Raw genomic sequence first — 26,011 nt, 5'->3', positions numbered from 1 at the left:
GGGCCGGACGCGCAGCGGCCGGGTTCGCGGCCGTCCCGGCGATCAGGTGCCGTTGCGTAGGCGACGAAGGAGCAAGCAACGGTGCCTGATCGACGGGACCGGAGGGGCCGCGAACTCGAGCGCGCCAGCGCTCCAAACATAGAGCTCAATCGGCGACGGTGATGGCCTGCGCTTCTTCGACGGAGTGCGGGGCCGGGTCGTGGTCGTCGATGTGGGCGAGCGCGGTGCGGCCGATGTAGAGGACCGCGACCGCGGCGGCCGTGCAGACCGCGCCGAGCCAGAACGGCAGCGACATGTTGTGCTCGCCGAGCTTGCCCGCCACCCACGGCGCGGCCGCACCGCCACCGAATCGGACGAAGCTGTACGCCGCCGACGCGGTCGACCGCTCGACCGGCGCCGAGATCATCACGGCCTCGGTGATCAGCGTGTTGTTCACGCCGAGGAACGCACCGGCGATCACGACACCGACGATCAGCACGACCTTGTGTTCGGTGAACATCCCCATCACCGCCAGGTCGATCGCGAACAGAGCCAGCGACAGGGCCATCATCGGCAGCGAACCGAAGCGCGCCTGCAGTTTCGGGGCGAGGAACACCGACGACAGGGCGAGCAGGATGCCCCAGCCGCAGAAGATGAAGCCGATCGCGTAGGTGCCCATGTCCAGCGGGAACGGGGTGAACGCGAGCAGGGTGAAGAAGCCGAAGTTGTAGAGCAGCGCGGTGATGCTCACGGTGAGCAATCCCCGGTGCCGCAGGGCTTTGAACGGCGCGGTGATCGAGGTCGGATGCGCGGCCTTCGGCGTTTCGGGCAGCAGCACGACGATCGCGATGAAGGCGACGGCCATCAGCACCGAGACTCCGAAGAACGGTCCACGCCAGCTGATTCCACCGAGCACGCCACCCAGCAGCGGGCCGGTCGCGATGCCGATGCCGAGCGCGGCCTCGTAGAGAATGATCGCCTTGGCGACGCCGCCGGTGGCCGCGCCGACGATGGTGGCCAGCGCCGTCGCGATGAACAGGGCGTTGCCCAGGCCCCAGCCCGCGCGGAACCCGATGATCTCGCCGATGCTGCCGGACATGCCCGCCAGCGCGGCGAACACGATGATGATCGCCAGCCCGGACAGCAGCGTCTTCTTCGCGCCGAAGCGGCTCGAGATCACGCCGGTGACCAGCATGGCGACGCCGGTGACGGCCATGTAGCTGGTGAACAGCAGCGACACCTGGGACGGCGTCGCGTGCAGCTGTTCGCCGATCGGCTTGAGAATGGGATCGACCAGGCCGATGCCCATGAACGCGATGACGCTCGCGAAGGCGACGGCCCACACGGCCTTGGGCTGGGAGTTGGTGGTTGCGGCGTTGTCGTCGCGAGTCAGCTGGGGGGTGCTCACTGGCGCTCCTGGTTGCATCACTGATGACCGCGGGCAACCGTGCGAAGGGCTGTCAGCAGGTCGTTCATGTCGGTATCGAGGCGGATCAGCCGATCGAGATCGAAATCGGCCAGTCCGGGTGCCATGGCGGCGGCGAACGCGCGTCTGGCCTCGGTGAGGCGGGACCGGCCGGCCGGGGTGAGCTCGATGAGCACTGCCCGGGAGTCGTGCGGGTCTTTGGTGCGGGACGCGAAGCCGTCGGTGACGAGTCGACCGATCAGCGCCGTTGCCGCCGGTTGGGAACATCTGTCGATCCGGGCGAAATCGCTGACCCGCAGCCCGCCGTGCTCGTCGAGCACGGCAAGGGCCCGCAGGACCGCGCGGGGCAGGTCGTCGTTGCTGATCGCCCCGGCCAGTCGGGTGAGCCGACCAGCGGTGACCAACAGGTCGACCACGATGTCGTCTGCCGATGGCTGCGCTGTCTGCTTCACGGAATTAATATTACATAAGCTAACTATCTAAATCTAGACAGCCTGGTTCCGCTACCACGGTGAAATGGCGCACAACGTGCCGAAAGCCCTGGTCGGCGAGATCGCGACCAGGGCTTTCGATGAAATCCTCGGAGACTGCAGTCGGCTGGTGCCGCAACGAGCGGCGGTGGGGCTCGGGCCTCAGGCAGCGACCGGACGTTTGCCGGTGCCGAACAGCTCGGCGGTGGCGTGCGCCCGCTTGAAGTAGAGGTGGGCGTCGTGCTCCCAGGTGATGGCGATGCCGCCGTGCAACTGGATGGTCTCCGCCGCCACGGTAGAGAAGGTCTCGGTGCAGTGCCTGCGCGCGACCCAGACGTCCTCCGCGGCCGACGGGCTGTCCTCGGCCACCGCGAGGGCGGCGGCCAGCGCCGCCGATTCGGCCGACTCGACCAGCACGTACATGTCGGCCATCCGATGCTTGAGCGCCTGGAAGCTGCCGATCGGACGACCGAACTGCACGCGCGAGGCCGTGTACTCCACCGTCATCTCGAGGCAGTGCCTGGCCGCGCCGACCTGCTCGGCGGCCAATGCCGCCCAGGCGATCTCGCGCAGCCGGCGGCGCAGCACGGCGGGGTCGCCGGTGCCGATCCTGGTGGCGGGGGCGTCGGTGAAGGTGATGGTGGCGAGCTTGCGCGTGGGATCGAGCGCGGGGGTCGCGGCAATGGCCACACCGGGGGCGTCCGCTGTCGTCTCGAACAGTCCGTCCTCGGTCAGGACCAGCAGCAGGTCGGCCTGCGCTCCGTGCAGCACATAATGAGCTGCGCCGCTGAGCTTCCCGTCGCTCACACCGACCCCGGCCGAATCCCAGCCCGTGGCGTCGGCCCAGCACAGGGCCGCCGTGCGGGACCCATCGGCCAGATCGGGCAGCAGCCGGGCATCGGCCTGCTCGTCACCGGCCAGCAGAATCGCCTGCACCCCGAGCACCGCCGACCCGAGCATCGGCACCCCACTCAGCGTCCGCCCCAATTCACCGACGACCATCAGTGATTCGACCAGGCCCGCCCCGGCGCCACCCCATTCCTCCGGCACCGCGAGCGCGGCGACCCCGACCTGCTCGCACAGCATTCGCCACAACTTCGGGTCGTACCCGAGGTCGGTGTCCATCGCGGAACGCAGCGCGGCGGAGGTGGCGTGCTTGCCGAGCAGGGCCCGCACGGAGGTCCGGAATTCGAGTAGTTCATTCGATGACATGGGGTTCCTCGTAAGGCTCGGTGATGGCGTCGGCAGTGGGCGCGCGTCGGCCGCGGTTCGGTGGGACCCGGCTGCCACCGCGACACACACCCGCGTGGCGTTCGGTCTGTGCCGGCGGTGGCATCGCGGGCCTCAGATCGCGGGTTCGGCGGCGCGGAGGGCGTCGGCGATCCTGCCGCGGTGGAAATCAGCTGTGCCCCAGGCTGTCCGCAGCGCGGCGACCTTGGTGAGCCACAGCGACAGGTCGAATTCCGCGGTGTACCCGATGGCCCCGTGCACTTGGAGCCCGGCGCGCGCGGCGCGGTGGGCGGCGTCGCCGCAGGTCACCAGTGCTGCCGAGACATCGCGGGCGCGGTCGGCCGAATCGAGCGTGAGCGCCGCGCGGTACACCAGCGGTTCGGCCAGATCCAGCGCGATCAGCACATCGGCCAGTTGCTGCTTCACCGCCTGGAATTCGCCGATCGCGCGCCCGAACTGCTTGCGCTGCTTCGCGTACGAGGTGGTCTGCTCGAGAATCGAGCGGCCCGCACCGAGGAGCTGGGCGGCACAGGCGAGAACGCCGAGGTCGAAGGCGTAATCGATGGCCGCTTCGGCCTCGGGTCCTTCGGCGATCAGCTCGCCGGCCGTCACGCGGAACAGCCTGCGGGCGGGGTCGATCGAGGTCACCGACTCCGACGGCGTGACGCCGAGTGTCAGCCTGCCCTCGGCGGCGACGAGGACCGGCTCGGCGATACCGGCGTCGAGGGCGATGCCGCGCTGCGCCTGGAAGGTGATGGTGCCCAGCGCCTCGCCGCTCGCGAGCCCGGACAACCATCGCTGCGCCGGTGCATCATCCGGAAGACGTTGCAGCAGCGCCGGAATCACGGCGGCGGACTCGATCACCGGGCCGGGCGCGCCGCCGCGGCCCAGTTCGATCAGCGCGACGACGAGATCGACCGTGGTCGCGTCCGCCCCGTCGTACTTCTCGTCGACGATCAAGCCGAAGACACCCATGTCGGCGATCTGCCGCAGCAGTGCGCGCCCCTTGGTGGGATCGCCGGTCGCCCAGGCGCGCACCGCGGCGGGGACCTGACCCGCGTCGAGAATCTTGCGCAGCTCGGCGGCGAAGTCGAGCTGTTCGGTACTGAGCGCGAATCTCATCGCAGACCTCCTGTGTTCGGAAGGGCGATTCGGCCCGAGGGATTGACGGTCATCGCTTGCTCTCGCGGGGCAGTCCGAGGATGCGTTCGGCGATGATGTTGCGCTGGATCTCGTTGGTGCCCGCGTAGATCGGGCCCGAGAGCGAGAACAGATAGCCGTCGGTCCAGGTGCTGCGCTGCTCGGCGGCCGGGCCGAGCAGGTCCAGCGCCGTCTCGTGCATCGCGATGTCGAGCTCGGACCAGTACACCTTGGTGATCGACGACTCCGCGCCGAGCTGGCCGCCGTCGGTGAGGCGGGTGACGGTGCCGAAGGTGTGCAGGCGGTAGGACTCGGCGCCGAGCCAGGCGTCGACCACCGAGTTCCTGGCCGCGGTATCGCTCGGGTCGGCGGTCTCGCGCCACAGGTCGATGAGCCGCTGCGCGGTGGCGCTGAACCGGCCGGGACTGCGCAGCGAGAGGCCACGTTCGTTGGACGAGGTCGCCATCGCGACCCGCCAGCCCTCGTTCACGCCGCCGATCACGTCGTGGTCGGGTACGAAGACGTCGTCGAGGAAGATCTCGGCGAAGCCGGGTTCGCCGTCGAGCTGGGGGATCGGCCGCACGCTCACGCCCTCGGCGGTGAGCGGGAACATCACGTAGGTGAGTCCGTGGTGGCGCTGGGCCTCGGGATCGCTGCGGAACAGGCCGAACGCCCAATCGGCGAACGACGCACGGGAACTCCACGTCTTCTGGCCGTTGAGCAGCCAGCCGCCCTCGGTGCGCCGAGCGGTCGAGCGCAGGCTCGCGAGGTCGCTGCCCGATTCGGGTTCCGACCAGGCCTGCGCCCAGATGTCGTCACCGCGCGCCATGCGCGGCAGGATCCGCGCGAGCTGTTCGGGGGTGCCGTGCTCGAACAGCGTCGGCGCGAGCAGGAAGATGCCGTTCTGCGCGACCCGGCCGGGTGCGCCCGCGGCGTAGTACTCCTGCTCGAACAGCACCCACTCGAGAATCGACGCGTCACGCCCGCCGAACTCGCGCGGCCACGAGACCGCGGACAGCCGGGCGTCGGCCAGCTTCGCTTCCCATTCCCGGTGCGCGGCGAAGCCTTCCGCGGTATCCATCGACGGCAACGGCTCTGCCGGTACGTTGGCGGCGAGGAACTCGCGCACCTCCAGCTGGAATTCCCGGGCTGCCGGGTCGATCTCGAGATCCACTTACTTCGTCCCGTTCTGTTCGGTAGAGGTGGCGGTGGCCTTCATCGAGCGGGCGTTCATCCCGCCGAGCGAATCGGCGCCGACCTCGGCGTTGTGCGCGTGTGCGAAATGATGCAGCCCGAAGACCGAGTCCATGCCGGAGCGCATGCCCATCAGATCCTCGGCCTGGTTGACGGCCTTCTTGGTGAGCGCGAGCCCGAATTGCGGCATGGCGGAGATCTTCTCGGCGAGACCGAACACCTCGGCCTCGAGCTCCTCGCGCGGCACGACGCGGTTGACCATGCCCCACTCCTTCGCCTGCGCCGCGCCGAAGCGGTCGCCGGTGAACAGGAACTCCTTGGCCGCGCGCGGGCCCATCACCCACGGGTGCGCGAAGTACTCCACACCCGGAATGCCCATCCGGACCACCGGATCGGAGAAGAACGCGTCATCGGAGCAGACGATCAGGTCGCACACCCAGGCCAGCATCAGCCCGCCCGCGATGCACGCGCCCTGCACCATCGCCACCATCGGCTTGGGGATCTCCCGCCAGCGCCTGCACATGCCGAGATACACCTCGGACTCGCGCGCGAACCGCTGATCACCACCGGGGCGATCGAGGTGGTCCCACCACAGCGCGGCCTTGTTCTCGTAGTGCACGTCGTGGTCGCGGCCCGGGGTACCGATGTCGTGGCCTGCGCTGAAGTGCTTTCCGTTGCCCGCCAGCACGATCACCTTGACCTCGGGATCCTCGACGGCCCGCACGAAGGCGGCATCGAGGGCATAGGTCATCTTCGAGTTCTGCGCGTTGCGGAAATCGGGCCGGTTCATGGTGACGACGGCGACCGATCCGCGCACCTCATAGGTGACGACCTCGGTCTCGGTTTCGGAACTCACGACTTCTCCTCACGTAGCTCACGCTTGAGCACTTTGCCCGCGGCGCTGTAGGGCAGCTGGTCGCGGAACTCGACAAGCCTGGGCACTTTGAAGTTCGCCAATTTGCCCGCGGCGAAGGCGATGACCTCGTCGGCGGTCAGCGTGGACCCGGCCTTGCGGACGACCACGGCCTTACCGACCTCGCCCATCCGCTCGTCGGGCACGCCGATCACCGCCGACTCGGCGACGCCGTCGAGCCGGGCCAGGGTCTGTTCGATCTCGGCGGGATACACGTTGAACCCGCCGGTGATGTACATGTCCTTGAGCCGGTCGGTGATCTTCAGATAGCCGCGCTCGTCGACGATGCCGATATCGCCGGTGTGCAGCCAGCCGTCGGCGTCGATGGCCTCGGCGGTGGCCTCGGGGTCGTCGAGGTAGCCGAGCATCACGTTCGGTCCGCGCAGCAGCACCTCACCGGCGTCGGACAGGCGCAGTTCGAAATCGGCGATCGGCCCGCCGCAGGTGTTGGCGATGGTGGCCGCGTCGTCGGAGGGACGGCACATGGTGCCGAAGCCCGCCGTCTCGGACAGGCCGTAGGCGGTGATCACCACCTCGAACGCGAGATCGTCACGCATCCGCTCGATCAGCACCACCGGCACGGTCGCCGCGCCGGTCACCGCCACCCGCAGCGAGCTCAGGTCACGCTCGGTGCGCTGGGGATGCTCGAGGATGGTCTGGTAGATCGTCGGTGGCCCGGTGAGCACGGTGATCCGCTCGGACTCGATGAGCGCCAGCGCGGCGGGCACGTCGAAGGTGGCCTGCGGGACGATCGTGGCCCCGGTGACCAGGCACGCGAGAATCCCCGCCTTGTAACCGAAGTTGTGGAAGAACGGCGGGATCACCAGGTAGCGGTCGCCCGCGCGCAGGGTCGAGCACTCGACCCAGCCGCGCACCACCCCCAGCGCCTGCCGGTGCGCGACGAGAGTGCCCTTGCTGCGGCCGGTGGTGCCGGAGGTGAACAGGATGTCGGAGATGTCGTCGGGGGAGACCTGGGCCGCCCGCTCCTCGCCGACTTCTTCGGACACCGTCGCGGCCTGTGCGAGCAACTCGTCCCACGTCACCGTCGTGCGGGTGGGCTCGGCGGCGGCCGGGGCCGCTTCGTTCTCGATCGGAATGACGACGACGGTCCCGATGCCCAGCTCCGGCGCCGCCGCCGCGAGTTCCGCCGCCCGATCGCGACCGAGGAACTGACCGGCGACGAACAGGGCCTTCGCGTCGACGCGGTCCAGCACGTCGACGGCCTCGGCCGCCACGTAGCGGGTGTTCAGCGGAACCAGCGCGGCGCCGACGGAGTGCGCGGCCAGGGCGGCGATCACCCAGTGATAGGTGTTCGGCGCCCACATCGCGACCCGGTCGCCGGGGGCGATGCCGCGGGCGATCAGGGCGCGGGCGGCCACCCGGACCTGGTCGAGTAGCTCGGTCCAGTCCAGGCGGATCGCGCCGTCGATCAGGGCAGGCTCGTGCGGATGCGCCGCTGCGATGTGTCGCAGCGCCTGCGGAGTGGTTTGTGCAGGGGGTGTCACGGGGTCCTCACCGTTGTGCGGTTCGCTGTTCTTCCGAAGCAGCTAACAAAGCAAGTGCTTGGTAGGTTATCCTACCGAGGTGGGCGTGATCCAGACCTCAGATTCCGATACCGCGACTTCCGACGCGGAGTTTCGCGCGGAAATACGCGATTGGCTCGCCGAAAATCTTTCGGGCGAGTTCGCTGACCTGCGCGGCACCGGTGGACCCGGCCGCGAACACGAATTCTTCGACGAGCGGCTGGCCTGGGACCGCCACCTCGCCGCGGCGGGCTGGACCTGCCTCGGCTGGCCGGTCGAATACGGCGGTCGCGGCGCCAGCGTGCGTCAGCAGGTGATCTTCCACGAGGAATACGCCAAGGCCGACGCGCCGGCGCGGGTCTCGCACGTGGGAGAGGAACTGCTCGGCCCCACCGTGCTGGCCTTCGGCACCGAGGAGCAGAAGAAGCGCTTCCTGCCGGGCGTGCGCTCGGTCGGCGAACTGTGGTGTCAGGGCTACTCCGAGCCCGGCGCCGGTTCCGACCTGGCCGCCGTCGCGACCACCGCGCGCCTGGACGGCGACAAGTGGGTGATCAACGGCCAGAAGATCTGGACCTCGCTCGCGCACGTCGCCGACTGGTGCTTCGTCATCGCCCGCACCGAGCGCGGCTCGAGCCGTCACAAGGGCCTGTCCTATCTGCTGGTCCCGATGAACCAGCCGGGCATCGAAGTGCGGCCGATCGAACAGCTCACCGGCACCTCCGAGTTCAACGAGGTCTTCTTCGACGATGCCGTCACCGACGCGGACCTGGTGGTCGGCGCGCCGGGCGACGGCTGGCGAATCGCGATGGGCACACTCACCTTCGAGCGCGGCATCTCCACCCTCGGCCAGCAGATCCGTTTCGCGCGCGAACTCTCCGACATCGAGGACCTGGCCCGGCGCACCGGCGCCGCCGACGACCCGCTGATCGCCGATCGCCTCGATCGCGCGTGGGTGGGACTTCGGGTGCTGCGCGCGCACGCGCTGCGCACCATGAGCGAGGACCACGACGACGCGGGCGGCGCCTCGGTGTCGAAGTTGTTGTGGGCCAACTGGCATCGCGACCTCGGTGAACTGGCGATGGCCGTCCAAGGTGCGGCGGGCCTGCTCACCGGCCCCGACGACATGACCGCATGGCAGCGGCTGTATCTGTTCAGCCGCGCCGACACGATCTATGGAGGTTCGAACGAAGTGCAGCGCAACATCATCGCCGAGCGTGTGCTCGGTCTCCCGCGAGAGGCACGCCCGTGACCGAGCAGAATTCCCCGCTGTCGGTCGCTCCGGCGCCGATCTCCGGGCACGGCCTGCTGACCGGCCGTAAAGCCGTGATCACCGCGGCGGCGGGCACCGGTATCGGTTCGTCCACCGCGCGCAGGCTTCTTCAAGAAGGCGCCGATGTCGTCGTCTCCGATTGGCACGAACGGCGTTTGACCGAAACCGCCGAGCTGCTCTCGAAGGAATTCCCGGAGCAGACGGTGGGTGCCGTGGTGTGCGACGTCCGAGACACCGGTCAGGTCAACCAGCTGATCAGCGCGGCCGCCGCCGAACTCGGCCGGATCGACATCATGGTCAACAACGCGGGTCTCGGCGGTGAGACCCCGGTGGTCGACATGACCGACGAGCAGTGGGACCAGGTTCTCGACATCACCCTCACCGGCACCTTCCGCTGCACTCGTGCGGCGCTGGGGTACTTCCGCGGCGCTGGCCACGGCGGCGTGATCGTGAACAACGCCTCCGTCCTCGGCTGGCGTGCCCAGCACGGCCAGGCGCACTATGCCGCCGCCAAGGCGGGGGTGATGGCGCTGACCAGGTGCAGCGCGGTCGAAGCCGCCGAATTCGGGGTGCGGATCAACGCCGTCGCGCCGAGCATCGCCCGCCACCCGTTCTTGGACAAGGTGAGCTCGACCGAGCTGCTCGACTCGCTCAGCGAGCGCGAGGCCTTCGGTCGCGCCGCCGAACCGTGGGAAGTAGCGGCAACGATCGCCATGCTGGCCAGTGATTACACCTCGTATCTGACCGGCGAGGTTGTCTCGGTGAGCAGCCAGCGCGCATGATCGCCGTGGCGGGTTCTCCGAAACCAAGCAAGTGCTTGGTTGTACGATGACGGGTGTGACCGCACCCGACACCGTGAAACGCACCCGCCGCGCCGAACTCCTCGACCTCGCCGCCGACCTGTTCGCCGAACGTGGACTGCGTGCCACGACGGTGCGCGACATCGCCGACTCGGCGGGCATCCTGTCGGGCAGCCTGTATCACCATTTCGACTCCAAGGAATCGATGGTCGACGAGATCCTGCGCGGATTCCTCGACGACCTGTTCGGTCGCTACCGCGAGATCGCGGGTGCGGGCATGAGCTCGCGAGACACCCTGGAGTCCTTGGTGATCGCGTCCTACGAGTCGTTCGACCGCCATCACGCCGCCGTCGCGATCTACCAGGCCGAGGCCAAGAACCTGCGCGACGCCGAGCGGTTCGGTTACATCCGTGACTTCAACACCGAGTTCCGCGACCTGTGGCACCGCGTGCTCGCCGCCGGCGTGGCCGACGGCAGCTTCAGGCCCGAACTCGACGTGGAACTGGCCTTCCGCTTCCTGCGCGACACCGTGTGGGTCGCGGTCCGCTGGTACACCCCCGGTGGCCCGATCACCGTGCAAAACCTTGCCCAGCAATACCTCACCATCGTGCTCGACGGGCTGACCCTGCCCGGGAGCACCGCGAAATAGGAGTTCCATCATGACCGCATCCGCCGAGCGCCGCCCCTACGCCCCGTTGCGGGAGGCCTATGTGATCGATGCGGTGCGTACCGCGGTCGGCAAGCGCGGTGGCGCGCTGGCCGAGGTGCATTCCGCCGACCTCGGCGCGGCCGCGCTGCGTGGGCTCGTCGAGCGCACGGGCATCGACCCGGCCGTCGTCGACGACGTGATCGTCGGTTGCGTCGACAACCTCGGTCCGCAGGCGGGCAATATCGGCCGCACCATGTGGCTGGTCGCGGGATACCCCGAAGAGGTCCCCGGCGTCACCGTCGACCGGCAGTGCGGTTCCAGCCAGCAGGCGATCAACTTCGGCGCGCAGGCCATCATGAGCGGCACCGCCGAGGTCATCGTGGCGGGCGGCGTGCAGAACATGAGCGCCATCCCGATCGGCGCCGCCATGCTCGCGGCCAAGCCGTATGGTTTCGAGTCCTCGTTCATCGGCGCGAAGGGCTGGGACTCGCGCTACGGCACCGGCGAGGTGTCCCAGTTCAAGGGCGCCGAGATGATCGCCGAGAAGTGGGGCATCAGCCGCGAGGACATGGAGCGCTGGGCGCTGCAGAGTCATCAGCGCGCCAAGACCGCCATCGCCGAGGGCCGCTTCGACAACGAGATCGTGCCGGTCGGCGACTTCACCGTCGATCAGGGTCCGCGTGAGACCAGCCTGGAGAAGATGGCGTCGCTGCAGCCGCTGTCGGAGGGCAGCCCGCTCACCGCGGCGGTCGCCAGCCAGATCTCCGACGGCGCCAGCGCCACCCTGCTCGCCTCCGAGTGGGCGGTCAAGGAATACGGCCTGACCCCGCGTGCCCGCATCCACCATGTCAGCGCGCGCGGCGCCGACCCGATCTTCATGCTGAGCGCGCCGATCCCGGCCACCCAGTGGGCGCTGGAGAAGACCGGCCTGACCATCGACGACATCGACGTCATCGAGATCAACGAGGCCTTCGCCCCGGTGGTGCTGGCCTGGATCAAGGAGATCGGCGCCGATCCGGCGAAGGTGAACGTCAACGGTGGGGCCATCGCGCTCGGCCACCCGCTCGGCGCGACCGGCGCCAAGCTGTTCGCCACCCTGCTCAACGAGCTCGAGCGGGTGAACGGCCGCTACGGTCTGCTCACCATCTGTGAAGGCGGCGGCACGGCCAACGTCACGATCATCGAGCGTCTCGACGCCGACAAGAAGTAGTTCCGCCGTTCGAAAAGTGGTGGTCCTCGGCGGGTTTCGCCGGGGACCACCCTTTGTTCACCACCAGTAGGTCACCGCGTCCCAGCGCTGCAACGTGCCGGGGATATCGCAGTGGGCCCAGGATTGCCGACCGTCAAACGCCACGTTGCCGCGGCGCTCGTAGGTGCCCCAGCCACTGCCGAACCAGCCCCACCACTGCCTGCACTCGATGCGAACCTGATGCCGCACGGGGCGATAACACTGCGAGTACGCCGCACTGTTGTTCACCGGGTACGCCACGCACCCCGGTTGCCATTGCGCCTGTGCGGGCGCGGCGCCCATCACGGCACCCGCGCCGAGCAGTAGTGCCGCCGACGTGCTCACCATCGCCTTCTCGATGAGCGACCTCATCACAACCTCCCATCAGCGTGGGGACGACGCCCCGACTTCTGACAGGCCTCCGCGCCGGTCGATGTTCGGCGGCGCCGCGCGTCCGCGAAACCGCCCTTACGTGACTTACATCACATTTCAGGCGCCCGTCGTTACCGGTCGGCGCCATGATCACGCGGTGTCCGCCCCCGGCGGGGGTGATTCGTCCGGCCTACGATGGCCTGGTGAAGGTGCTCGGTGCATGCCCGCTCGATTGCCCCGACGCGTGCTCGTGGGTGGTGACCGTCGAGGACGGGGTGGCCACGGGGCTGCGCGGGAACAAGGAACATCCGGTGACGCGCGGTGCGCTGTGCGTGAAGGTGAACCGGTACCTCGAGCAGGTCGGTGCGCCGGGCCGGCTCCGGTATCCGATGCGCCGGGTGGGACCGAAGGGATCGGGGCAGTTCGAGCGGATCAGCTGGGACTCCGCGCTCGACGAGATCGCCACGCGCGTCACCGCCATCATCGACGAATTCGGTGGTGAGGCGGTCTGGCCGTTCCACGGCACCGGCAGCCTGGGCTATATCCAAGGGCTGGAAGGCTTTCCGGGGCGCAGGATGTTCAACCTGCTCGGAGCGTCGCATCACGCGCCGACCATCTGCTCGGTCGCGGGCGGCACCGGTCTGCGCTACACCCTCGGCACCTCCGGCGGCATGGACCCCGAGGACTTCGCGCAGTCGAAACTGATCCTGCTGTGGGGCACCAACCCGCTCACCTCCGGCCATCATCTGTGGAAGTTCGTGCAGGACAGCGGCGCGTACCTGGTGTCGATCGACCCGGTGCGCACCAAGACCTCCGAACGCTGCGACGAGCACATCGCCCCACTGCCCGGCACCGACGCGGCGCTGGCGCTCGGCCTGCTGCACGTGATCGTCTCGCTCGGCGCGCAGGACGAGGAGTTCATCGCCGAACACACCGAGGGCTGGCCCGAATTCCGGGACCGCATCACCGAATTCACGCCGGAGCGCACCGCGGCGATCACGGGCGTTCCCGAGGATCAGATCGTCGCGCTCGGTGCGCGGATCGCGCGCACCAGGCCGACCGCGATCCGCGCCTCCCAGGGCATGCAGCGCCACGCCGGCGGCGGGATGGCCCTGCGCGTGCTCGCCTGCCTGCCCGGTGTCACCGGGGACTGGGCGATACCCGGTGGTGGACTGCACTATTCGACCAGTGGGCACTTCCGGCTCGACGAAGCCGCGCTGACCCGCGACGACCTGCTGCCGCACCCGGTCCGCACGCTCTCGATGACCAGACTCGGCGAGGCTCTGCTCGAGACCGATGAGCCGCCGGTGAAGGCACTGTTCGTGATCGGGGCCAATCCGGTCGGCTCGAATCCCGACCAGCGTCGCGTGATCGAGGGGCTGTCGCGCGAGGACCTGTTCACCGTGGTCCTCGAGCACTTCGGCACCGACACCGTCGACTACGCCGACATCGTGCTCCCCGCCACCATGCAGCCCGAACACCTCGACGTGCTCGCCGGCTACGGTCACCTCTACCTGATCTGGAACGAGCCCGCCGTCGAGCCGCCGGGCGAATGCCTGTCCACGACAGAGACTTTCCGCAGACTCTCGCATCGGCTCGGTCTGACCGAACCGGCACTGTACGACTCCGACGAGGAACTGGCCGGGCAGCTGCTGAAGGGCTACGACCTCGACCGGCTCAGGGCCGAGGGATTCCTCAAGGTGCAGGCCGGTCCGGTGCCCGCGGGCAAGCTCCAGTTCGTTTCCGCCAGAGCGGAATCGGCAGGCCATGACCCGCTGCCGGACTACACACCCCCCGCCGATTCCGGCGACGGTCTGGTGCTGATCTCCGCCGCCTCGCACTACTTCCTGAACAGCTCCTTCGGCTCCAACCCCGAATTACGCCGTCGCGCCGGTGCAGCCGGCATCACCCTGCACCCCGAAGACGCCGACGCGCGGGGCATCGCCGACGGCGCCGCGGTGGTCGTCTCCAACGATCGCGGCTCCTTCGAGGCCGTCGCCGAGGTATCGGACCGGGTGCGGCCCGGCGTGGCGGGCACGACCAAAGGTCGCTGGGCCAAGTTCACCGGCGGCGCGACCGTGAATGCCACGATCGCCGAACGAGATTCGGACTACGGCGGTGGCGCGGTGTTCCACGACAACCGCGTCGAGGTGCGTCCCCGCTGATCGCCGCGCTCAGAACTCGACGGCGTCGCGGATCAGCGGACAGGTCATACAGTGGCCGCCGCCGCGGCCCCGGCCGAGTTCGGCGCCGACGATGGTGATCACCTCGACGCCTTCCTTGCGCAGGGCCGCGTTGGTGTGGGTGTTGCGGTCGTAGGCGAACACGACGCCGGGTTCGACGGCGACCAGGTTGTTGCCGCTGTCCCACTGCTGGCGTTCGTTGGCGTAGTAGCCGCCGCCGGTCTCCACCACCCGCAGTTTCGGCAAGTTCAGTGATGCGGCCACCACGTCGAGGAACGGCGCGGTCTCCTCGACCACCTCGACACCGGGGGCGCGGTCGCTGGGCCGCAGGGAGAACGGGTGGATGTTGTAGACGATGTCGGGATACACCGTGACCAGGTCGCGGTCGGCGAAGGTGAACACGGTGTCGAGGTGCATGGCCGAGCGCAGCTTCGGCATCCCCGCCACGATCACGCGCTCGGCGGCACCGGCGGCGAACAGCGACGCAGCGACCTGGGTGATCGCCTGACGGGACGTCCGTTCGCTCATCCCGACCAGCACCACCCCGTTGCCGACCGGCATCACGTCGCCACCCTCGAAGGTGGCCAGCCCCCAATCCTGTTCGGGATCGCCCCACCAGACCTTCGCGCCGGTGAAGTCGGGATGGAAGGCATAGATCGCGGCCATCAGCAGCGTCTCGTCGTGCCGGGCGGGCCAGTACAGCGGATTGAGGGTGACGCCGCCGTAGAGCCAGCAGGTGGTGTCGCGGGTGTAGAGCGTGTTCGGCAGGGGCGGCATCAGATACTCACGAACCCCGGCCTGCTCGCGCGCCAGCGCCAGGTACCCGGAACGGAATTCGGCGGGCAGGTCCGCGGTCGCGAGTCCGCCGATGAGGTAGGTCGCCAGGGTCCGGTCGTCCACCGAGTCCAGGTAGGCCCTGGTGTCGTCGATCAGCCCGAGCCCGACCTCGTTGGCCACGATCTTGCGGTCGAGAATCCAGTCCTTCGCGCCGGGCACGGCGAGGGTTTCGGCGAGCAGATTGTGCAGCTCGACCACCTCGACGCCGCGGTCGCGCATCTTCGTCATGAAATCGAAGTGGTCGCGTTTGGCGTTCTGCACCCACAGCACGTCGTCGAAGAGCAGGTCATCGCAATTGGTCGGGGTGAGCCGCTCGTGTGCCAGGCCCGGCGCGCAGACCAGCACCTTGCGCAGCGTGCCGACCTCGGAATGGACGCCGAACGCGGTGGCGGGGGTTGCGGTCATTTCTGCTCCTCGAAAGATCGGGCGGACTCAGATCGAGATGGCTCCGGTCGCCAGGCCGACGATGCCGACAACGGCGCCGAGGGCGACGGCACCGAACAGGACCGCCTCCCAGAGCGAGAAGATCCGCTTGCCCGCCTCGCGACGGGTCAGGGCGAACAGGATGGTGCCGGGCGCGTAGATGATGCACGACAGCAGCAGGAATTCGAGTCCGGCCGCGACGAGCATGAACGCGGTGTAGAAGGTGGCGACGAAGGCGATGACGAGCTCTTTGGTGCGGTCGCCCGGCTGGATCCGCTCGTAGGTCTCTCTGGTGTAGGCGAGTTTGAGCGCGTAGGCCGCGGCCAGCAGGTAGGGCACCAGCGACAGCGAACTGCACAGCTTGAGCGTGAAGGTGAACGCGTCGTCGGAGAACAGCGTGGTGACCAGCACGATCTGGATCAGCACGGTGGTGAAGATCAGCGCGACCACCGGCACATTCGCGGCGTTGACCCGAGCCAGGAACGACGGCATGTCCCGGTCTTTCGCCGCCACGAACAGCACCTCCGCGGCCATCAGTGTCCAGGCCAGGTAGGCGCCGAGGACCGAGATGATCAGTCCGATACTGATGAACCAGGCACCCCAGGTACCGACGGCGGATTCGAAGACCGGCGACATCGACGGCTGCTGCGCCACGGCGAGTTCGTCGCGCGGCATGATGCCGAACGACACCATGGTCACCGACGCGAAAATGGCCAGCACGCTGAGGAATCCGAGCACGGTGGCGCGGCCGATGTCCTCGCGCTTGCGCGCGTACCTGGAGTACACGCTCGCACCCTCGATGCCGAGGAACACGAAGACCGTCACCAGCATGGTCGAACGCACCTGTTCGACCAGCGATTCGGAATACGCGTCGCCGCCCCAGAAGTTGTCCGCGAAGACACCGGGGTCGAAGTAGAACAGCAGCACCACGATGAACACCAGGATCGGCACCAGCTTCGCCACTGTGACGATCTGGTTGATGGTGGCGGCTTCCTGGATCCCGCGCAGCACCATGAAATGGAACGCCCAGATGCACACCGTCGACAGCAGCACCGCGGGAACGGTGTTGCCCTCACCGAAGATGGGCAGCACCTGCCCGAGGGTGGACTTGATCAGCACCCAGTAGCTGACGTTGCCGACACAGGCGCTGGCCCAGTACCCGAACGCGGAGAAGAAACCGAGGTACTCACCGAAGCCGGCCTTCGCATAGGCGTAGACACCGGCGTCGAGGTCTGGTTTGCGCACGGCCAGCGTCTGGAAGACGAACGCCAGCATCAGCATTCCGGTGCCGGCGATCGTCCAGGCGATGATCGCGCCGAATCCGCCGGTGGCCTGGCCGAAGTTGCGCGGTAGCGAGAAGACGCCGGCGCCGACCATGGAGCCGACCACCATCGCCGACAAGGTCAGCAACGGCATCTTCTTGGTCGCGGTCTGTTCCGAGGCTGTCATCGCGCTACTCCTCCGGATCGGTGCTGGCGATGGGGCGGACGCGGACCGGAGCAGTGGCGACGAGTGCCGCAATCATCGCGCATACCGGTGTCGGCAAGCCCTGGACCTGCCGTTGGAACTCGCCGTACACGCGACCTCCTACTGCGATGTCGATGTCCGGCAAATTTTAGGCGACCGCGCATCCTCGGTAGCGGCTTCGAGCGCGTGTCGCGACCACGAGACGCTGCGAACCGAAAATGCACCGGACCCGATGCGCACCTCGTGAGTGCGGCATCGGGTCCGGTGCTCGATCGCCCCGTGGGACCGACGGTTGGCTCAGGGCCGTCGATCGGGGCGAGTTCGTGGGGAGCCGGGTGTGACTCCGGGTCAGTGGGCCTCGGCGGCGGACTCGATGGTGAGCGCCGAGATCGCCTCGATCCGGGCGACAGCGTCGGCGACGATCCCGTCGATCAGCTCGGCCACCGTCGGCAGGCTGTCGATGATGCCGGTGACCTGGCCCGCGGGCAGCACGCCCGCGTCGGTACGACCCTCGACGAGACCGGCCTTGGTCAGCATCGCCGAGTTCGCCGCCATCACGACCTGAGACCAGCTGAGGTCCTTGGTCTTTCGCATGGCCAGACCGTCACGCATCAGCGTGGACCATTTCATGCCGGTCATGCTCTTGAACTTGGCCGCGTTCGACACCGCCGCCGACAGACCGCGCCAGCCGCCGGAGTGCTCGAGCTTGGTCACCAGTTCGGTGTTCAGCATCCGATGCGGCATGCCGTCGACCTTCACCGACACCACCGTGTCCTGGAGGCCGCGCGCCAGGTACTCCTGCTTCACGGCCTCGGGAACGGTGCTCTCCTGGGTGAGCAGGAACCGGGTGCCCATCGCGACACCGGCCGCTCCGTAGGACAGCGCGGCGGCCAGGCCGCGACCGTCGAAGAAGCCACCCGCCGCGATCACCGGGATATCGACCGCGTCGAGCACCGACGGCAGCAGCAGCGTGGTGGCGACCGGGCCGGTGTGCCCACCACCCTCACCGCCCTGCACGATCACCGCGTCGGCGCCCCAGGACGCCACCTTCACCGCGTGCTTGGCGGCACCGATCGACGGAACCACCACGACACCGGCGTCTTTGAGCCGGGCGATGAGTTCTTTTTTCGGCGCGAGCGCGAAGGACGCGACACGTACCCGCTCGCGGATGAGCAGCTCGATGCGCTCGCCCGCGTCGGTGGCATCGGCGCGGATGTTCACCCCGAAGGGCTTGTCGGTGAGCGACTTGGTCTTGGCGACCGCCGTTTCGAGCTCCTCGAACGTCATCGTCGCCGAGGCGAGAATGCCGAGGCCGCCCGCGTTGGCGGTGGCCGCGACGAGTCGCGGGCCGGCGACCCAGCCCATGCCGGTCTGCACGACCGGGTGCTCGATGCCGACCAGTTCGGTCAGCGGAGTCCGCAAGCGCGCGCTCATGCTGTCTCCTCTCGGCGTGCTCGGGCGGCCTGCGTGGTTACGCTCCGCTGCCGCCTCCGGCCGCTGACCGCTCACGCCGCTACTTCCTTCTCCCGGAAACCCTTGGGATCGAGCACGGTTCGGATGATCCGCAGCTCTTCCTCGGTCGGCAGCCTGGTCTCGCCCGCCGAACCCAGCTCGGCGATCTCGAACGAGGTGTTCTCGGCGACCTCTTCCGGGCTCACGCCGGGGTGTAGCGACAGCGCGCGCAGGGTGTGATCGGGGCCGTCGAAGTCGAACACGCCCAGATTGGTCACCACCCGGTGCAGGTGGTGGAAGCGGTACGCCGGGTTCTCGGGATCGATTCGGTCGTAACCGATTCCGGAGATGATGTCGACGTTCTCGACGAACACCCGATTGTTGTGCCGGGGCACGAAGTAGCTCGTCGCGTGGTTGATCGTGTTGCCGGGAGCGCCACGCACACCGAACATCTGGCGCGTGGGCTGCTGCAGCGGACCGAAAGCCGACAGGTTCTGGTTGCCGAACCGGTCGAGCTGATTCGCGCCCATCACCACATGGCGACGGCCGGAGGCGACCACGTCGAACACCCGGGAGAACGGAATCCAGCCCTCGACAGGAGCTTTCGCGCCGATCGCCGGTACCTCGGCGAAGAACAGCGCCTCACCGTCGGAGAGCAGCAGGTCGGGTTCGAAGGTGAGCCGGGCCAGCCGGGCGCCGATGGTGGTGACCGTCGACATCGGGCTGGCCATGATCTCACCGGCCCCGCGGAAGATTTCCGCGGCGGCGACGACGCAGACCTCAGCACGAGTAATAGTCATAGCTTCTGCTCCTCAGCGAACGCGGCTACGGCGGACTGGTATTCCTTTTCGGAGACATCCAGGTAGCGAGCCTTGAACTCGGCCCACGACTCCGGCGTCTTCGCGGCCGCCACATAGTGCTTCTGAAACTTCTCATCGCGCCCGTAGCTGCCGGAGAAGGTGAAGTGCGCGCCGCCGGGCGACTCGACCACACCGTCGACCAGCATGCGGTTGAGGATGATCGCCTGTTGCGGAACGGCTTTCACCAGTTCCTCGGTCTCGACTATGCGATCCACCGAGACGTAGCGACGCTCCGCCGCCAGGCAGTACAGATCGTCGAAGTACGGATCGACGCCCGTGTAGGCGGCGTTGCCGTGCTTGTCGGCCAGATCCAGGTGGACGAACGACGCGTCGAGGTTCAGCGCGGGCATCGCGACCAGTGTCTCGACGCGACCGTCGGCGGCGGGATACGGCGACGCGACGGTCTTCAGCTCGCCCTCCCAGAAGTCGAGCACCGCCGATCCGAGCCCGGCCCGGATCGGCAGGAAGGGCAGTCGCGCGGCGGCCGCTTGCAGCCCGCACTTCACCATTCCCTCGTCCATCTCGCGCACGGTGATCGCGCCCTCGGTGCGTGCCTTCGCGAACCACGGGTCGTAGAACGGCGCCGAATCCAGCGAGACGAACCCGTAGTACGCCTTGCGGACCTTGCCCGCCGAACACAGCAGACCCAGGTCGGGACCGCCGTAGGTGACCACGGTCAGGTCGGTGACGTCGGAGCGCAGCAGTGCGCGCACCAGCGCCATCGGCTTGCGCCGTGAACCCCAGCCGCCGATGCCGATGGTCATGCCGCTGCGCAGCTCGCCGACCACCTCGTCGAGGGTCATTCTCTTGTCGCGCATGGCTTTCAGCTCTCCTTCTTCTGCGCGGCGAGATCGTCGTCGAAGCGCGCCCTGATCTCGTCGGCGACACCGGCGAGGTTGAGCTCCATCGTGAAGCCCTGTTCGTAGCGGTAGGAACGGTGCACGTCCTGCACGTCGATGCCGTTGAGCGCGCGTTTGGCGGCGCGGATCACGCGGCCGTCCTTGTTCGCGATGTTCTTCGCGACGTCCATCGCGGCGGCGTCGAGTTCGGCGCGCGGCACCACCTTGTACACCGAGCCGAAGTGGTGCAGCTGCTGGGCGGTGAGCTTGCCCGCGGTGTAGAACATGGTGCGCATCAGGTGCTGGGGGACCAGCCGGGACAGGTGCGTGGCGGCGCCGAGCGCGCCACGGTCCACTTCGGGCAGGCCGAAGGTGGCGTCGTCGGAGGCGACGATGACGTCGGAGTTACCGACCAGGCCGATGCCGCCGCCGAGGCAGAAGCCGTTCACGGCGGTGACCACGGGCACCTCGCAGTCGTAGACCGCGGCGAAGGCGTCGAAACAGCCGTGGTTGGCGCGGATCAGCGCGGTATGGCCGACGTCGGCGTTCATCTCCTTGATGTCGACGCCCGCGTTGAATCCGCGGCCTTCCGCGCGCAGCACCACCACCCGGGTCTCCTGGTTGCGGCCCGCTGCCCGGACGGCGTCGGCCAGTGCGAACCAGCCGTCCGAGGGCAGGGCGTTGACCGGCGGGTAGTCGACTGTGACGACCTCTACCCCGTCGGCTTCGGTGTGACGGTTTATCCCCATCGCGATGTCTCCTCGTGCGCGCCCCGGCGAACCCGAGACAAAGCAAGCAATTGCTTGGTAGGTTAACACGGTGGCTGTAGAAATCGACCTTTCCGAGCAGATCGTTCTGGTGACGGGTGGCGTCCGAGGTGTCGGCGCCGGAATCAGCCGGGCCTTCCTCGCCGCGGGCGCGACGGTGCTGACCTGCGCACGCAGACCGGCCGACGAGCCGATCACGGTGGGGGGCCGCGGCACCGAACACCTCACCTGCGATGTGCGCGATGCCGACGCGGTGCCGGCCATGTTCGCCGAGATCGTCGCCAGGCACGGCCGGATCGACCATGTGGTGAACAACGCGGGTGGCGCGCCGTTCGCGATGGCCGACGCCGCGAGCCCCAAATTCCACGCCAAGATCGTGGAGCTGAACCTCCTCGCGCCGCTGCTGATCTCGCAGCAGGCGAACGCGTTGATGCAGGACCAGGACGCGGGCGGCTCGATCGTGATGATCACCAGCGTCAGCGGCCACCGGCCCTCGCCCGGCACCGCCGCCTACGGCGCGGCCAAGGCGGGCCTGGACAACCTGGTCTCCTCGCTGGCCGTCGAATGGGCCCCGAAGGTCCGGCTCAACTCGGTAGTGGTCGGCCCGGTGGAAACCGAACTCAGCCACCTGCACTACGGCGACGCCGACGGAGTCGCCGCCGTCGCGAAGACCGTCCCCCTCGGCCGCCTCGCCAATCCCGCCGACGTCGGCAACGCCGCGCTGTTCCTGGCCTCCCCCCTGGCCGCCCACATCAGCGGCGCCGCCCTGCTCGTCCACGGCGGCGGCGAACGCCCGGCCTTCCTCGACGCCGCCAACGCCAACAACTAGCCGCCGATCCGAACCCGCAGTAGTCATCCCGTCCAGCGACTGAACATTCCCCACCTGCCGCAACCAACGCCACCCACCCAACCCAACCACCACGATTTTCGGCCGCCTCGCATCCGAAGGGCGAGACGGAACGCCGAAGGCGCAGTATCGCCCTTCGGATGTGAGGCCCTCAGGGCCGAAGATCCCGCGGCGCCAGCCGCCGATAAACACAGGAGCTACACATGACTGACCAGGTGATCTGCGCAGGCCGCACCGTAATCGTCACCGGCGCAGGCCGCGGAATAGGCCGCGCCCACGCCCTGGCCTTCGCCGCAGCGGGCGCCCGCGTGGTGGTCAACGATGTCGGCACCGCGCTCGACGGTGCCGCGACCACGGAAACCCCCGCCCAGCAGGTCGTCGACGAGATCGTCGCGGCCGGTGGTGAGGCCGTCGCCAACTACGACGACGTCGCCGATTGGGAAGGCGCCCGCCGCCTGATCCGTCAGGCTGTCGACACCTTCGGCGGCCTCGACGTGCTGGTCAACAACGCGGGCTTCGTGCGCGACCGCATGCTGGTGAACCTCGGCGAGGACGAGTGGGACGCTGTCGTCCGCGTGCACCTCAAGGGCCACTTCGCCACCATGCGGCACGCGGCCGAGTACTGGCGGGGCGAGTCGAAGGCGGGCCGCCCGGTGGATGCCCGCGTGATCAACACCAGCTCCGGCGCCGGTCTGCAGGGCAGCGTCGGCCAGGGCAATTACGGCGCCGCCAAGGCGGGTATCGCGGGTCTCACACTGACCGCGTCGGCCGAGTTCGGGCGCTACGGCGTGACCGTGAACGCCATCGCTCCCGCCGCCCGCACCCGGATGACCGAGACGGTCTTCGCCGACACCATGGCCGCCCCCGACGCGGGCTTCGACGCCATGGCTCCGGAGAACATCTCGCCGCTGGTGGTGTGGCTCGGCAGCACCGAATCCGCCGGGGTGACCGGCCGGATGTTCGAGGTAGAGGGCGGAAAGGTGGCGCTGGCGCAGGGCTGGATGCACGGCACCCCGGTCGATCGCGGCGCTCGCTGGAACCCCGCCGAACTGGGTCCGGTCGTCAAGGAACTGATCGAGAAGAGCACTCCGCCGGAGCCTGTTTACGGCGCATAGCAAACTTTGAGGCGTGCGGCCGGGGAAAAGTCCCCGGCCTGCACTTATGGCATGTCACACACGTCCAGGGGGCTGGACGACTCTTGCTCTCTTCTGCGGTCCCGGGACCGTGGGTTTACTATGGGCTACTGTTCGTCGATCCCGGAATGTGTCGCGACCGGGGGTAATTCTGCGCTGAATAACTAAGGGGATGATCTAGCGCATGGCCATTGGTCGCATGTTGCGCGTGTTTGCCGCTGCGAGTGTGCTGGCCGGCTGTGCGCTGTTAGGGCCCGCGGTCGCCATGGCCGCCCCGGAAAAGCCGCCGACGCCTGCCGCGCAGGCACCCGGTAGCGGAAGCTCCGGGCAGGGCAACGGCAGCGGTGGCAACGGCGGTCAGAGCACCCCGACTCCCAAGCCCGATGAGCTCAGCCTGCCCGGTCAGGGCAATGGCCAGGCGACCAACCCCGCTCCCGGAGCCGACCCGGTCGGCCCACAGTCGGGCGCCCCGGTCGCCGACGAAGGCGAATGGACCCCGCTCACCATCCCCGGCCAGTCCAGCGCTGACGTCCCCAAGAAAGAAGTCGCGGGCCCGCTCTCCGGATCAGCCGCCGCTGGCGCGGGTTCTGCCGCCGCGGGTTCTGCCGCCGCGGGCGTAGTCCTGGGTACAGGTTCGGCGGGCCTCGGAGTGCTACTCGGTACTGGTTCGGCGGGCCTCGGGGTGGTTCTCGGTACCGGTTCCGCGGGCGCGGCCGCCATCCTCGGTACCGGCTCGGCGGGCGCGGCCGCAGTTCTCGGTACCGGTTCGGCCGGTGCCGCCGCCGTTCTCGGCACGGGTTCGGCCGGTGCCGCGGCGGTACTCGGTACCGGCTCGGCCGCAGTCGGCTCGGCCGCCGCGGGTACCGGTTCGGCGGCGCTCGGTGCGGGCTCGGCTGTCCTCGGAACAGGTTCTGCCGCAGTGGGTTCCGCTGCTGCCGGTTCCGCCGCGGTAGGTTCCGCGGGTGCGGGCTCGGCCGCTGTCGGTTCCGCCGCTGTCGGTTCGGCGGCGGTCGGCTCGGCCTCGCCCCTGCTGTTGTTGCTGATCCCGATCCCTTCGGTCCCGGCTGTACCGGCGCTTCCGTCGATCGCGATCCCGCCCACTCCCGCGGTCCCCGGTGCCCCGAATATCGCTGTGGCAGTGCCTGTTCCGGCCGCCGCACCACCGGCGGCCGAGGCTCCGGCTCCCGCCGCGCCACCCGCCGCGGCGGCACCGGCACCGGCGGCCAAGCCGAACCACGAGTTCAAGCCGACCAGTGACAACAGCGGCCTGCCCGAACCCGAACTCCTGTCGGTGATCGGCGGCCTGATAGCGCTCACACTGGCCGGAACCGGTTCTGGCGCAGTGAGTTTCCAAGGTGCCGCGGCAGCCCAAGCGCGGGTGAACGCGGCGCGTGCCGAGTTCTTCGGACCGAGGTCGTGAGGGGATCTTCGATGAGTAAGAGCAAGACCCAGAGCACCTCCCGGTCCTATCGCCGCGTCGCCGCCGCCGTCGACGCGGTGTGCGCGGTGGCCGCCGACTCCGACGCCACCAGCCTCGACGAGGTGGTCCATGCCATCTCGCTGGAGCGGAACCGCGAAATCGAGATCACCAGCGCGAACCTCGGCCCCGGCGTGTGCGGTCAGCGCCGGTTCTACCCCGAACGCGACATCATCGTGCTCGCCGACGCTCTCCCGAGTCGCGATCACACCCTCGCCCACGAACTCGGCCACATCGTCTTCGACCACGAGGGCGCGCCCGCGGTGGAGACGACCCTCGAGGTCAGCGACGATCTGATCGCCTACATGCTCAGCCAGCGCGCCCACGCGCAGATCGTCGACGACGGCGCCGACGATCTCGCCGAATGGGAAGCCGAGACCTTCGCGGCCATGCTCATGACGCGCCTGCGCGTATTCAGCAACCGGGGCGCAGGCGTCTCGGTCCTTCGATTCGATGAGGCACTCGGATGACACTCTGGTTGACAGCCCTGCTGGTCTGGGTTGCCGCGGGTGCGCGAGTGGGTCGCGTGCTGGTGAAGCCCGCGACGACCGCCCGCGTGGCCATCGTCGTCGCGGTCGCCGCCGTGGCACTCGCGGTCACCGTCGCCATTCCCGAGATGGCTGTTGCCATCGACAATCTGATGAAGGGCGGTGTGCACAGCGGCTGGCTGTCCACCGGTCTCGTGATCTCCGCCTGGATCCTGTTCACCACGGCCACCTCGGTGGTGGCCTCGGCCGCGTGGCCGGTGGTCTCGCGGCGCAACCTGCGCCAGGTCGCGATGGTCGTGTACGGCATCGGCGCGGTGGCGATCGCGATCACCCTGGCGTGGTCGTTCACCTTCGGCTGGATCATGGTCGCGCTGGGCGCGGTGTTCATCGTGACCACCGGCCTGCGCAACCTGGACTGGACGATCCTCGGGCGTGGCATCGCCATCTACATCACCGGTACGGCGCTGGTCGCGGTGCTCGCCGTCGCCAATGTGGGTCGCGCGTTCCAGAATGCCGCGCCGACGCCGCCCAACGAACCGCTGTGGGGCTGGGCCGCGTGGGAGATCGCGGCGCTGCTGATCGCGCTCGGTGCCGTGTCGATCGTGATCGAGCTGTGGTGGCGGGCCAAGCTCCTGCTGCGCAAGATCCGTCCGCTGCACCAGTTGATGGTCGGCCGGTTCCCCGAGGTGGTCGCGCCCGAACAGAACGCCACCTCGGCACAGCTCAAGGCTTCCGATCACATGGCACAGGTGATGGACGCGCTGTATCTGCTCTCCGGCAGCGGCATCGTGATCCCGGCGGCCGGTGAGCCGCCGAGTTCGGTGCCGCAGCGGGCCGCGGTGGTGGCCGAGTGGGCGCGAAATCCGTTGGGGGACTTGTTCGTCGACGCTCGGTGGATCGCACCGCCGCCCGGCATCAGCCCCCGCGGCTGGGTGCTGGCGCTGTCGAATCAGTACGAGTACGCGGTGGCCGACGCGAAGACGGCACCGCAGAACGCCGCTTCCTCGACCTAGGCCGAACGCAGAAAACGGGCCTGAGCTGGTG

At 68.5% G+C, this 26,011-nt stretch carries 24 protein-coding genes; 10 read left to right on the top strand and 14 right to left on the bottom strand.

Translation table 11 applies throughout. The annotated features are described in order from the left end of the window. Positions 1-145: 145 nt before the first annotated feature. The 7 genes from ACFULV_RS18715 to ACFULV_RS18685 all read right to left on the bottom strand — a co-directional run bounded on the left by ACFULV_RS18715 (position 146) and on the right by ACFULV_RS18685 (position 7,857). Positions 146-1,387 (bottom strand): MFS transporter, encoded by a 1,242-nt coding sequence (locus ACFULV_RS18715; protein WP_378658197.1) that lies wholly within the window; start codon positions 1,385-1,387, stop codon positions 146-148. A 17-nt stretch (positions 1,388-1,404) separates the two neighbouring features. Beyond that, the gene (locus ACFULV_RS18710) at positions 1,405-1,857 is read right to left on the bottom strand and encodes a MarR family winged helix-turn-helix transcriptional regulator (RefSeq protein WP_378658195.1); all 453 of its coding nucleotides are present in this window, start codon (positions 1,855-1,857) and stop codon (positions 1,405-1,407) included. Between the two features lie 180 nt (positions 1,858-2,037). Next, positions 2,038-3,087 carry an acyl-CoA dehydrogenase family protein gene (locus ACFULV_RS18705; protein ID WP_378658192.1) on the bottom strand — a complete coding sequence of 350 codons (1,050 nt, stop codon included), beginning with the start codon at positions 3,085-3,087 and terminating at the stop codon, positions 2,038-2,040. Between the two features lie 132 nt (positions 3,088-3,219). Then, positions 3,220-4,227: an acyl-CoA dehydrogenase family protein gene (locus ACFULV_RS18700; RefSeq protein ID WP_378658189.1), complete on the bottom strand. Its 1,008-nt coding sequence runs from the start codon at positions 4,225-4,227 to the stop codon at positions 3,220-3,222. A 49-nt stretch (positions 4,228-4,276) separates the two neighbouring features. Further along, positions 4,277-5,419, bottom strand: a complete 1,143-nt coding sequence (locus tag ACFULV_RS18695; protein WP_378658186.1) for an acyl-CoA dehydrogenase family protein — start codon at positions 5,417-5,419, stop codon at positions 4,277-4,279. Then, entirely contained in the window at positions 5,420-6,295 is an 876-nt protein-coding gene (locus ACFULV_RS18690) for an enoyl-CoA hydratase (RefSeq protein WP_378631639.1), read from the bottom strand. Then, positions 6,292-7,857, bottom strand: a complete 1,566-nt coding sequence (locus ACFULV_RS18685; RefSeq protein WP_378658183.1) for a FadD3 family acyl-CoA ligase — start codon at positions 7,855-7,857, stop codon at positions 6,292-6,294. Before ACFULV_RS18685 ends, ACFULV_RS18690 begins: the two co-directional genes overlap by 4 nt. A gap of 79 nt (positions 7,858-7,936) precedes the next feature. On the opposite strand from ACFULV_RS18685, the gene ACFULV_RS18680 reads away from it, so the two are divergent. The 4 genes from ACFULV_RS18680 to ACFULV_RS18665 are packed head-to-tail and all read left to right on the top strand — an operon-like array spanning position 7,937 to position 11,804. Then, positions 7,937-9,124, top strand: coding sequence for an acyl-CoA dehydrogenase family protein (locus tag ACFULV_RS18680; protein ID WP_378631642.1), 1,188 nt, complete (start codon positions 7,937-7,939; stop codon positions 9,122-9,124). Next, the gene (locus ACFULV_RS18675) at positions 9,121-9,927 is read left to right on the top strand and encodes an SDR family oxidoreductase (RefSeq protein WP_378658180.1); all 807 of its coding nucleotides are present in this window, start codon (positions 9,121-9,123) and stop codon (positions 9,925-9,927) included. The genes ACFULV_RS18680 and ACFULV_RS18675 overlap by 4 nt, the downstream gene beginning before the upstream one ends. A 46-nt stretch (positions 9,928-9,973) precedes the next feature. Further along, entirely contained in the window at positions 9,974-10,594 is a 621-nt protein-coding gene (locus ACFULV_RS18670; RefSeq protein ID WP_378631645.1) for a TetR/AcrR family transcriptional regulator, read from the top strand. 46 nt (positions 10,595-10,640) lie between these two features. Next, the gene (locus ACFULV_RS18665; RefSeq protein ID WP_378632443.1) at positions 10,641-11,804 is read left to right on the top strand and encodes an acetyl-CoA C-acetyltransferase; all 1,164 of its coding nucleotides are present in this window, start codon (positions 10,641-10,643) and stop codon (positions 11,802-11,804) included. A gap of 57 nt (positions 11,805-11,861) precedes the next feature. Here ACFULV_RS18665 and ACFULV_RS18660 read toward each other — a convergent pair whose 3' ends face one another. Then, positions 11,862-12,194 (bottom strand): hypothetical protein, encoded by a 333-nt coding sequence (locus ACFULV_RS18660; RefSeq protein ID WP_378658178.1) that lies wholly within the window; start codon positions 12,192-12,194, stop codon positions 11,862-11,864. 203 nt (positions 12,195-12,397) lie between these two features. Here ACFULV_RS18660 and ACFULV_RS18655 point away from each other — a divergent pair, with 203 nt between their 5' ends. Then, complete coding sequence (locus ACFULV_RS18655) at positions 12,398-14,359, top strand: molybdopterin-dependent oxidoreductase (RefSeq protein ID WP_378658176.1); 1,962 nt, start codon at positions 12,398-12,400, stop codon at positions 14,357-14,359. A gap of 9 nt (positions 14,360-14,368) precedes the next feature. Here ACFULV_RS18655 and arcA read toward each other — a convergent pair whose 3' ends face one another. From arcA to ACFULV_RS18625, 6 genes are all read right to left on the bottom strand, one after another. Next, a complete protein-coding gene (gene arcA / locus ACFULV_RS18650) occupies positions 14,369-15,619 on the bottom strand; it encodes an arginine deiminase (protein ID WP_378658173.1) in 1,251 nt (416 codons plus the stop codon). 27 nt (positions 15,620-15,646) lie between these two features. Beyond that, positions 15,647-17,086: a basic amino acid/polyamine antiporter gene (locus ACFULV_RS18645; RefSeq protein ID WP_378631650.1), complete on the bottom strand. Its 1,440-nt coding sequence runs from the start codon at positions 17,084-17,086 to the stop codon at positions 15,647-15,649. A gap of 366 nt (positions 17,087-17,452) precedes the next feature. Further along, entirely contained in the window at positions 17,453-18,538 is a 1,086-nt protein-coding gene (locus tag ACFULV_RS18640) for an NAD(P)H-dependent flavin oxidoreductase (protein WP_378658170.1), read from the bottom strand. 71 nt (positions 18,539-18,609) lie between these two features. Further along, on the bottom strand, positions 18,610-19,356 hold the full coding sequence (locus tag ACFULV_RS18635; protein ID WP_378658168.1) for a CoA-transferase subunit beta: 747 nt from the start codon (positions 19,354-19,356) through the stop codon (positions 18,610-18,612). Beyond that, complete coding sequence (locus ACFULV_RS18630; RefSeq protein ID WP_378658214.1) at positions 19,353-20,243, bottom strand: CoA transferase subunit A; 891 nt, start codon at positions 20,241-20,243, stop codon at positions 19,353-19,355. The genes ACFULV_RS18635 and ACFULV_RS18630 overlap by 4 nt, the downstream gene beginning before the upstream one ends. Beyond that, a complete protein-coding gene (locus ACFULV_RS18625) occupies positions 20,240-21,004 on the bottom strand; it encodes an enoyl-CoA hydratase family protein (RefSeq protein WP_056818882.1) in 765 nt (254 codons plus the stop codon). Before ACFULV_RS18625 ends, ACFULV_RS18630 begins: the two co-directional genes overlap by 4 nt. Before the next feature lie 70 nt (positions 21,005-21,074). Between ACFULV_RS18625 and ACFULV_RS18620 the strand changes: the two genes are divergently transcribed. The 5 genes from ACFULV_RS18620 (at position 21,075) to ACFULV_RS18600 (ending at position 25,980) form a co-directional block, all read left to right on the top strand. Then, the gene (locus ACFULV_RS18620; RefSeq protein ID WP_378658166.1) at positions 21,075-21,851 is read left to right on the top strand and encodes an SDR family oxidoreductase; all 777 of its coding nucleotides are present in this window, start codon (positions 21,075-21,077) and stop codon (positions 21,849-21,851) included. 221 nt (positions 21,852-22,072) lie between these two features. Next, positions 22,073-22,984 carry an SDR family oxidoreductase gene (locus ACFULV_RS18615; protein WP_378631656.1) on the top strand — a complete coding sequence of 304 codons (912 nt, stop codon included), beginning with the start codon at positions 22,073-22,075 and terminating at the stop codon, positions 22,982-22,984. A 202-nt stretch (positions 22,985-23,186) separates the two neighbouring features. Then, positions 23,187-24,422 (top strand): hypothetical protein, encoded by a 1,236-nt coding sequence (locus ACFULV_RS18610; RefSeq protein ID WP_378658164.1) that lies wholly within the window; start codon positions 23,187-23,189, stop codon positions 24,420-24,422. Positions 24,423-24,433: 11 nt separating this feature from the next. After that, the gene (locus ACFULV_RS18605; protein ID WP_378658161.1) at positions 24,434-24,949 is read left to right on the top strand and encodes an ImmA/IrrE family metallo-endopeptidase; all 516 of its coding nucleotides are present in this window, start codon (positions 24,434-24,436) and stop codon (positions 24,947-24,949) included. Then, positions 24,946-25,980: a hypothetical protein gene (locus ACFULV_RS18600; RefSeq protein WP_378631661.1), complete on the top strand. Its 1,035-nt coding sequence runs from the start codon at positions 24,946-24,948 to the stop codon at positions 25,978-25,980. The genes ACFULV_RS18605 and ACFULV_RS18600 overlap by 4 nt, the downstream gene beginning before the upstream one ends. The last annotated feature ends 31 nt before the right edge of the window (positions 25,981-26,011 follow it).

It is taken from the genome of Nocardia sp. NPDC057272, assembly GCF_042668615.1.
In the GTDB taxonomy this organism is placed as follows: domain Bacteria; phylum Actinomycetota; class Actinomycetes; order Mycobacteriales; family Mycobacteriaceae; genus Nocardia.
The sequence above is the reverse complement of the archived record's forward strand: the minus strand, read 5'-3'. Positions and strand labels throughout refer to the sequence as shown.

Bases quoted from the DNA above. Each gene is read 5' to 3' on its own strand.
- ACFULV_RS18670 (WP_378631645.1), top strand. From the start codon at position 9,974: ATGACGGGTGTGACCGCACCCGACACCGTGAAACGCACCCGCCGCGCC.
- ACFULV_RS18635 (WP_378658168.1), bottom strand. From the start codon at position 19,356: ATGACTATTACTCGTGCTGAGGTCTGCGTCGTCGCCGCCGCGGAAATC.
- ACFULV_RS18700 (WP_378658189.1), bottom strand. From the start codon at position 4,227: ATGAGATTCGCGCTCAGTACCGAACAGCTCGACTTCGCCGCCGAGCTG.
- ACFULV_RS18660 (WP_378658178.1), bottom strand. From the start codon at position 12,194: ATGAGGTCGCTCATCGAGAAGGCGATGGTGAGCACGTCGGCGGCACTA.
- ACFULV_RS18600 (WP_378631661.1), top strand. From the start codon at position 24,946: ATGACACTCTGGTTGACAGCCCTGCTGGTCTGGGTTGCCGCGGGTGCG.
- ACFULV_RS18625 (WP_056818882.1), bottom strand. From the start codon at position 21,004: ATGGGGATAAACCGTCACACCGAAGCCGACGGGGTAGAGGTCGTCACA.
- ACFULV_RS18610 (WP_378658164.1), top strand. From the start codon at position 23,187: ATGGCCATTGGTCGCATGTTGCGCGTGTTTGCCGCTGCGAGTGTGCTG.
- ACFULV_RS18605 (WP_378658161.1), top strand. From the start codon at position 24,434: ATGAGTAAGAGCAAGACCCAGAGCACCTCCCGGTCCTATCGCCGCGTC.
- ACFULV_RS18640 (WP_378658170.1), bottom strand. From the start codon at position 18,538: ATGAGCGCGCGCTTGCGGACTCCGCTGACCGAACTGGTCGGCATCGAG.
- ACFULV_RS18645 (WP_378631650.1), bottom strand. From the start codon at position 17,086: ATGACAGCCTCGGAACAGACCGCGACCAAGAAGATGCCGTTGCTGACC.
- ACFULV_RS18705 (WP_378658192.1), bottom strand. From the start codon at position 3,087: ATGTCATCGAATGAACTACTCGAATTCCGGACCTCCGTGCGGGCCCTG.
- arcA (WP_378658173.1), bottom strand. From the start codon at position 15,619: ATGACCGCAACCCCCGCCACCGCGTTCGGCGTCCATTCCGAGGTCGGC.
- ACFULV_RS18615 (WP_378631656.1), top strand. From the start codon at position 22,073: ATGACTGACCAGGTGATCTGCGCAGGCCGCACCGTAATCGTCACCGGC.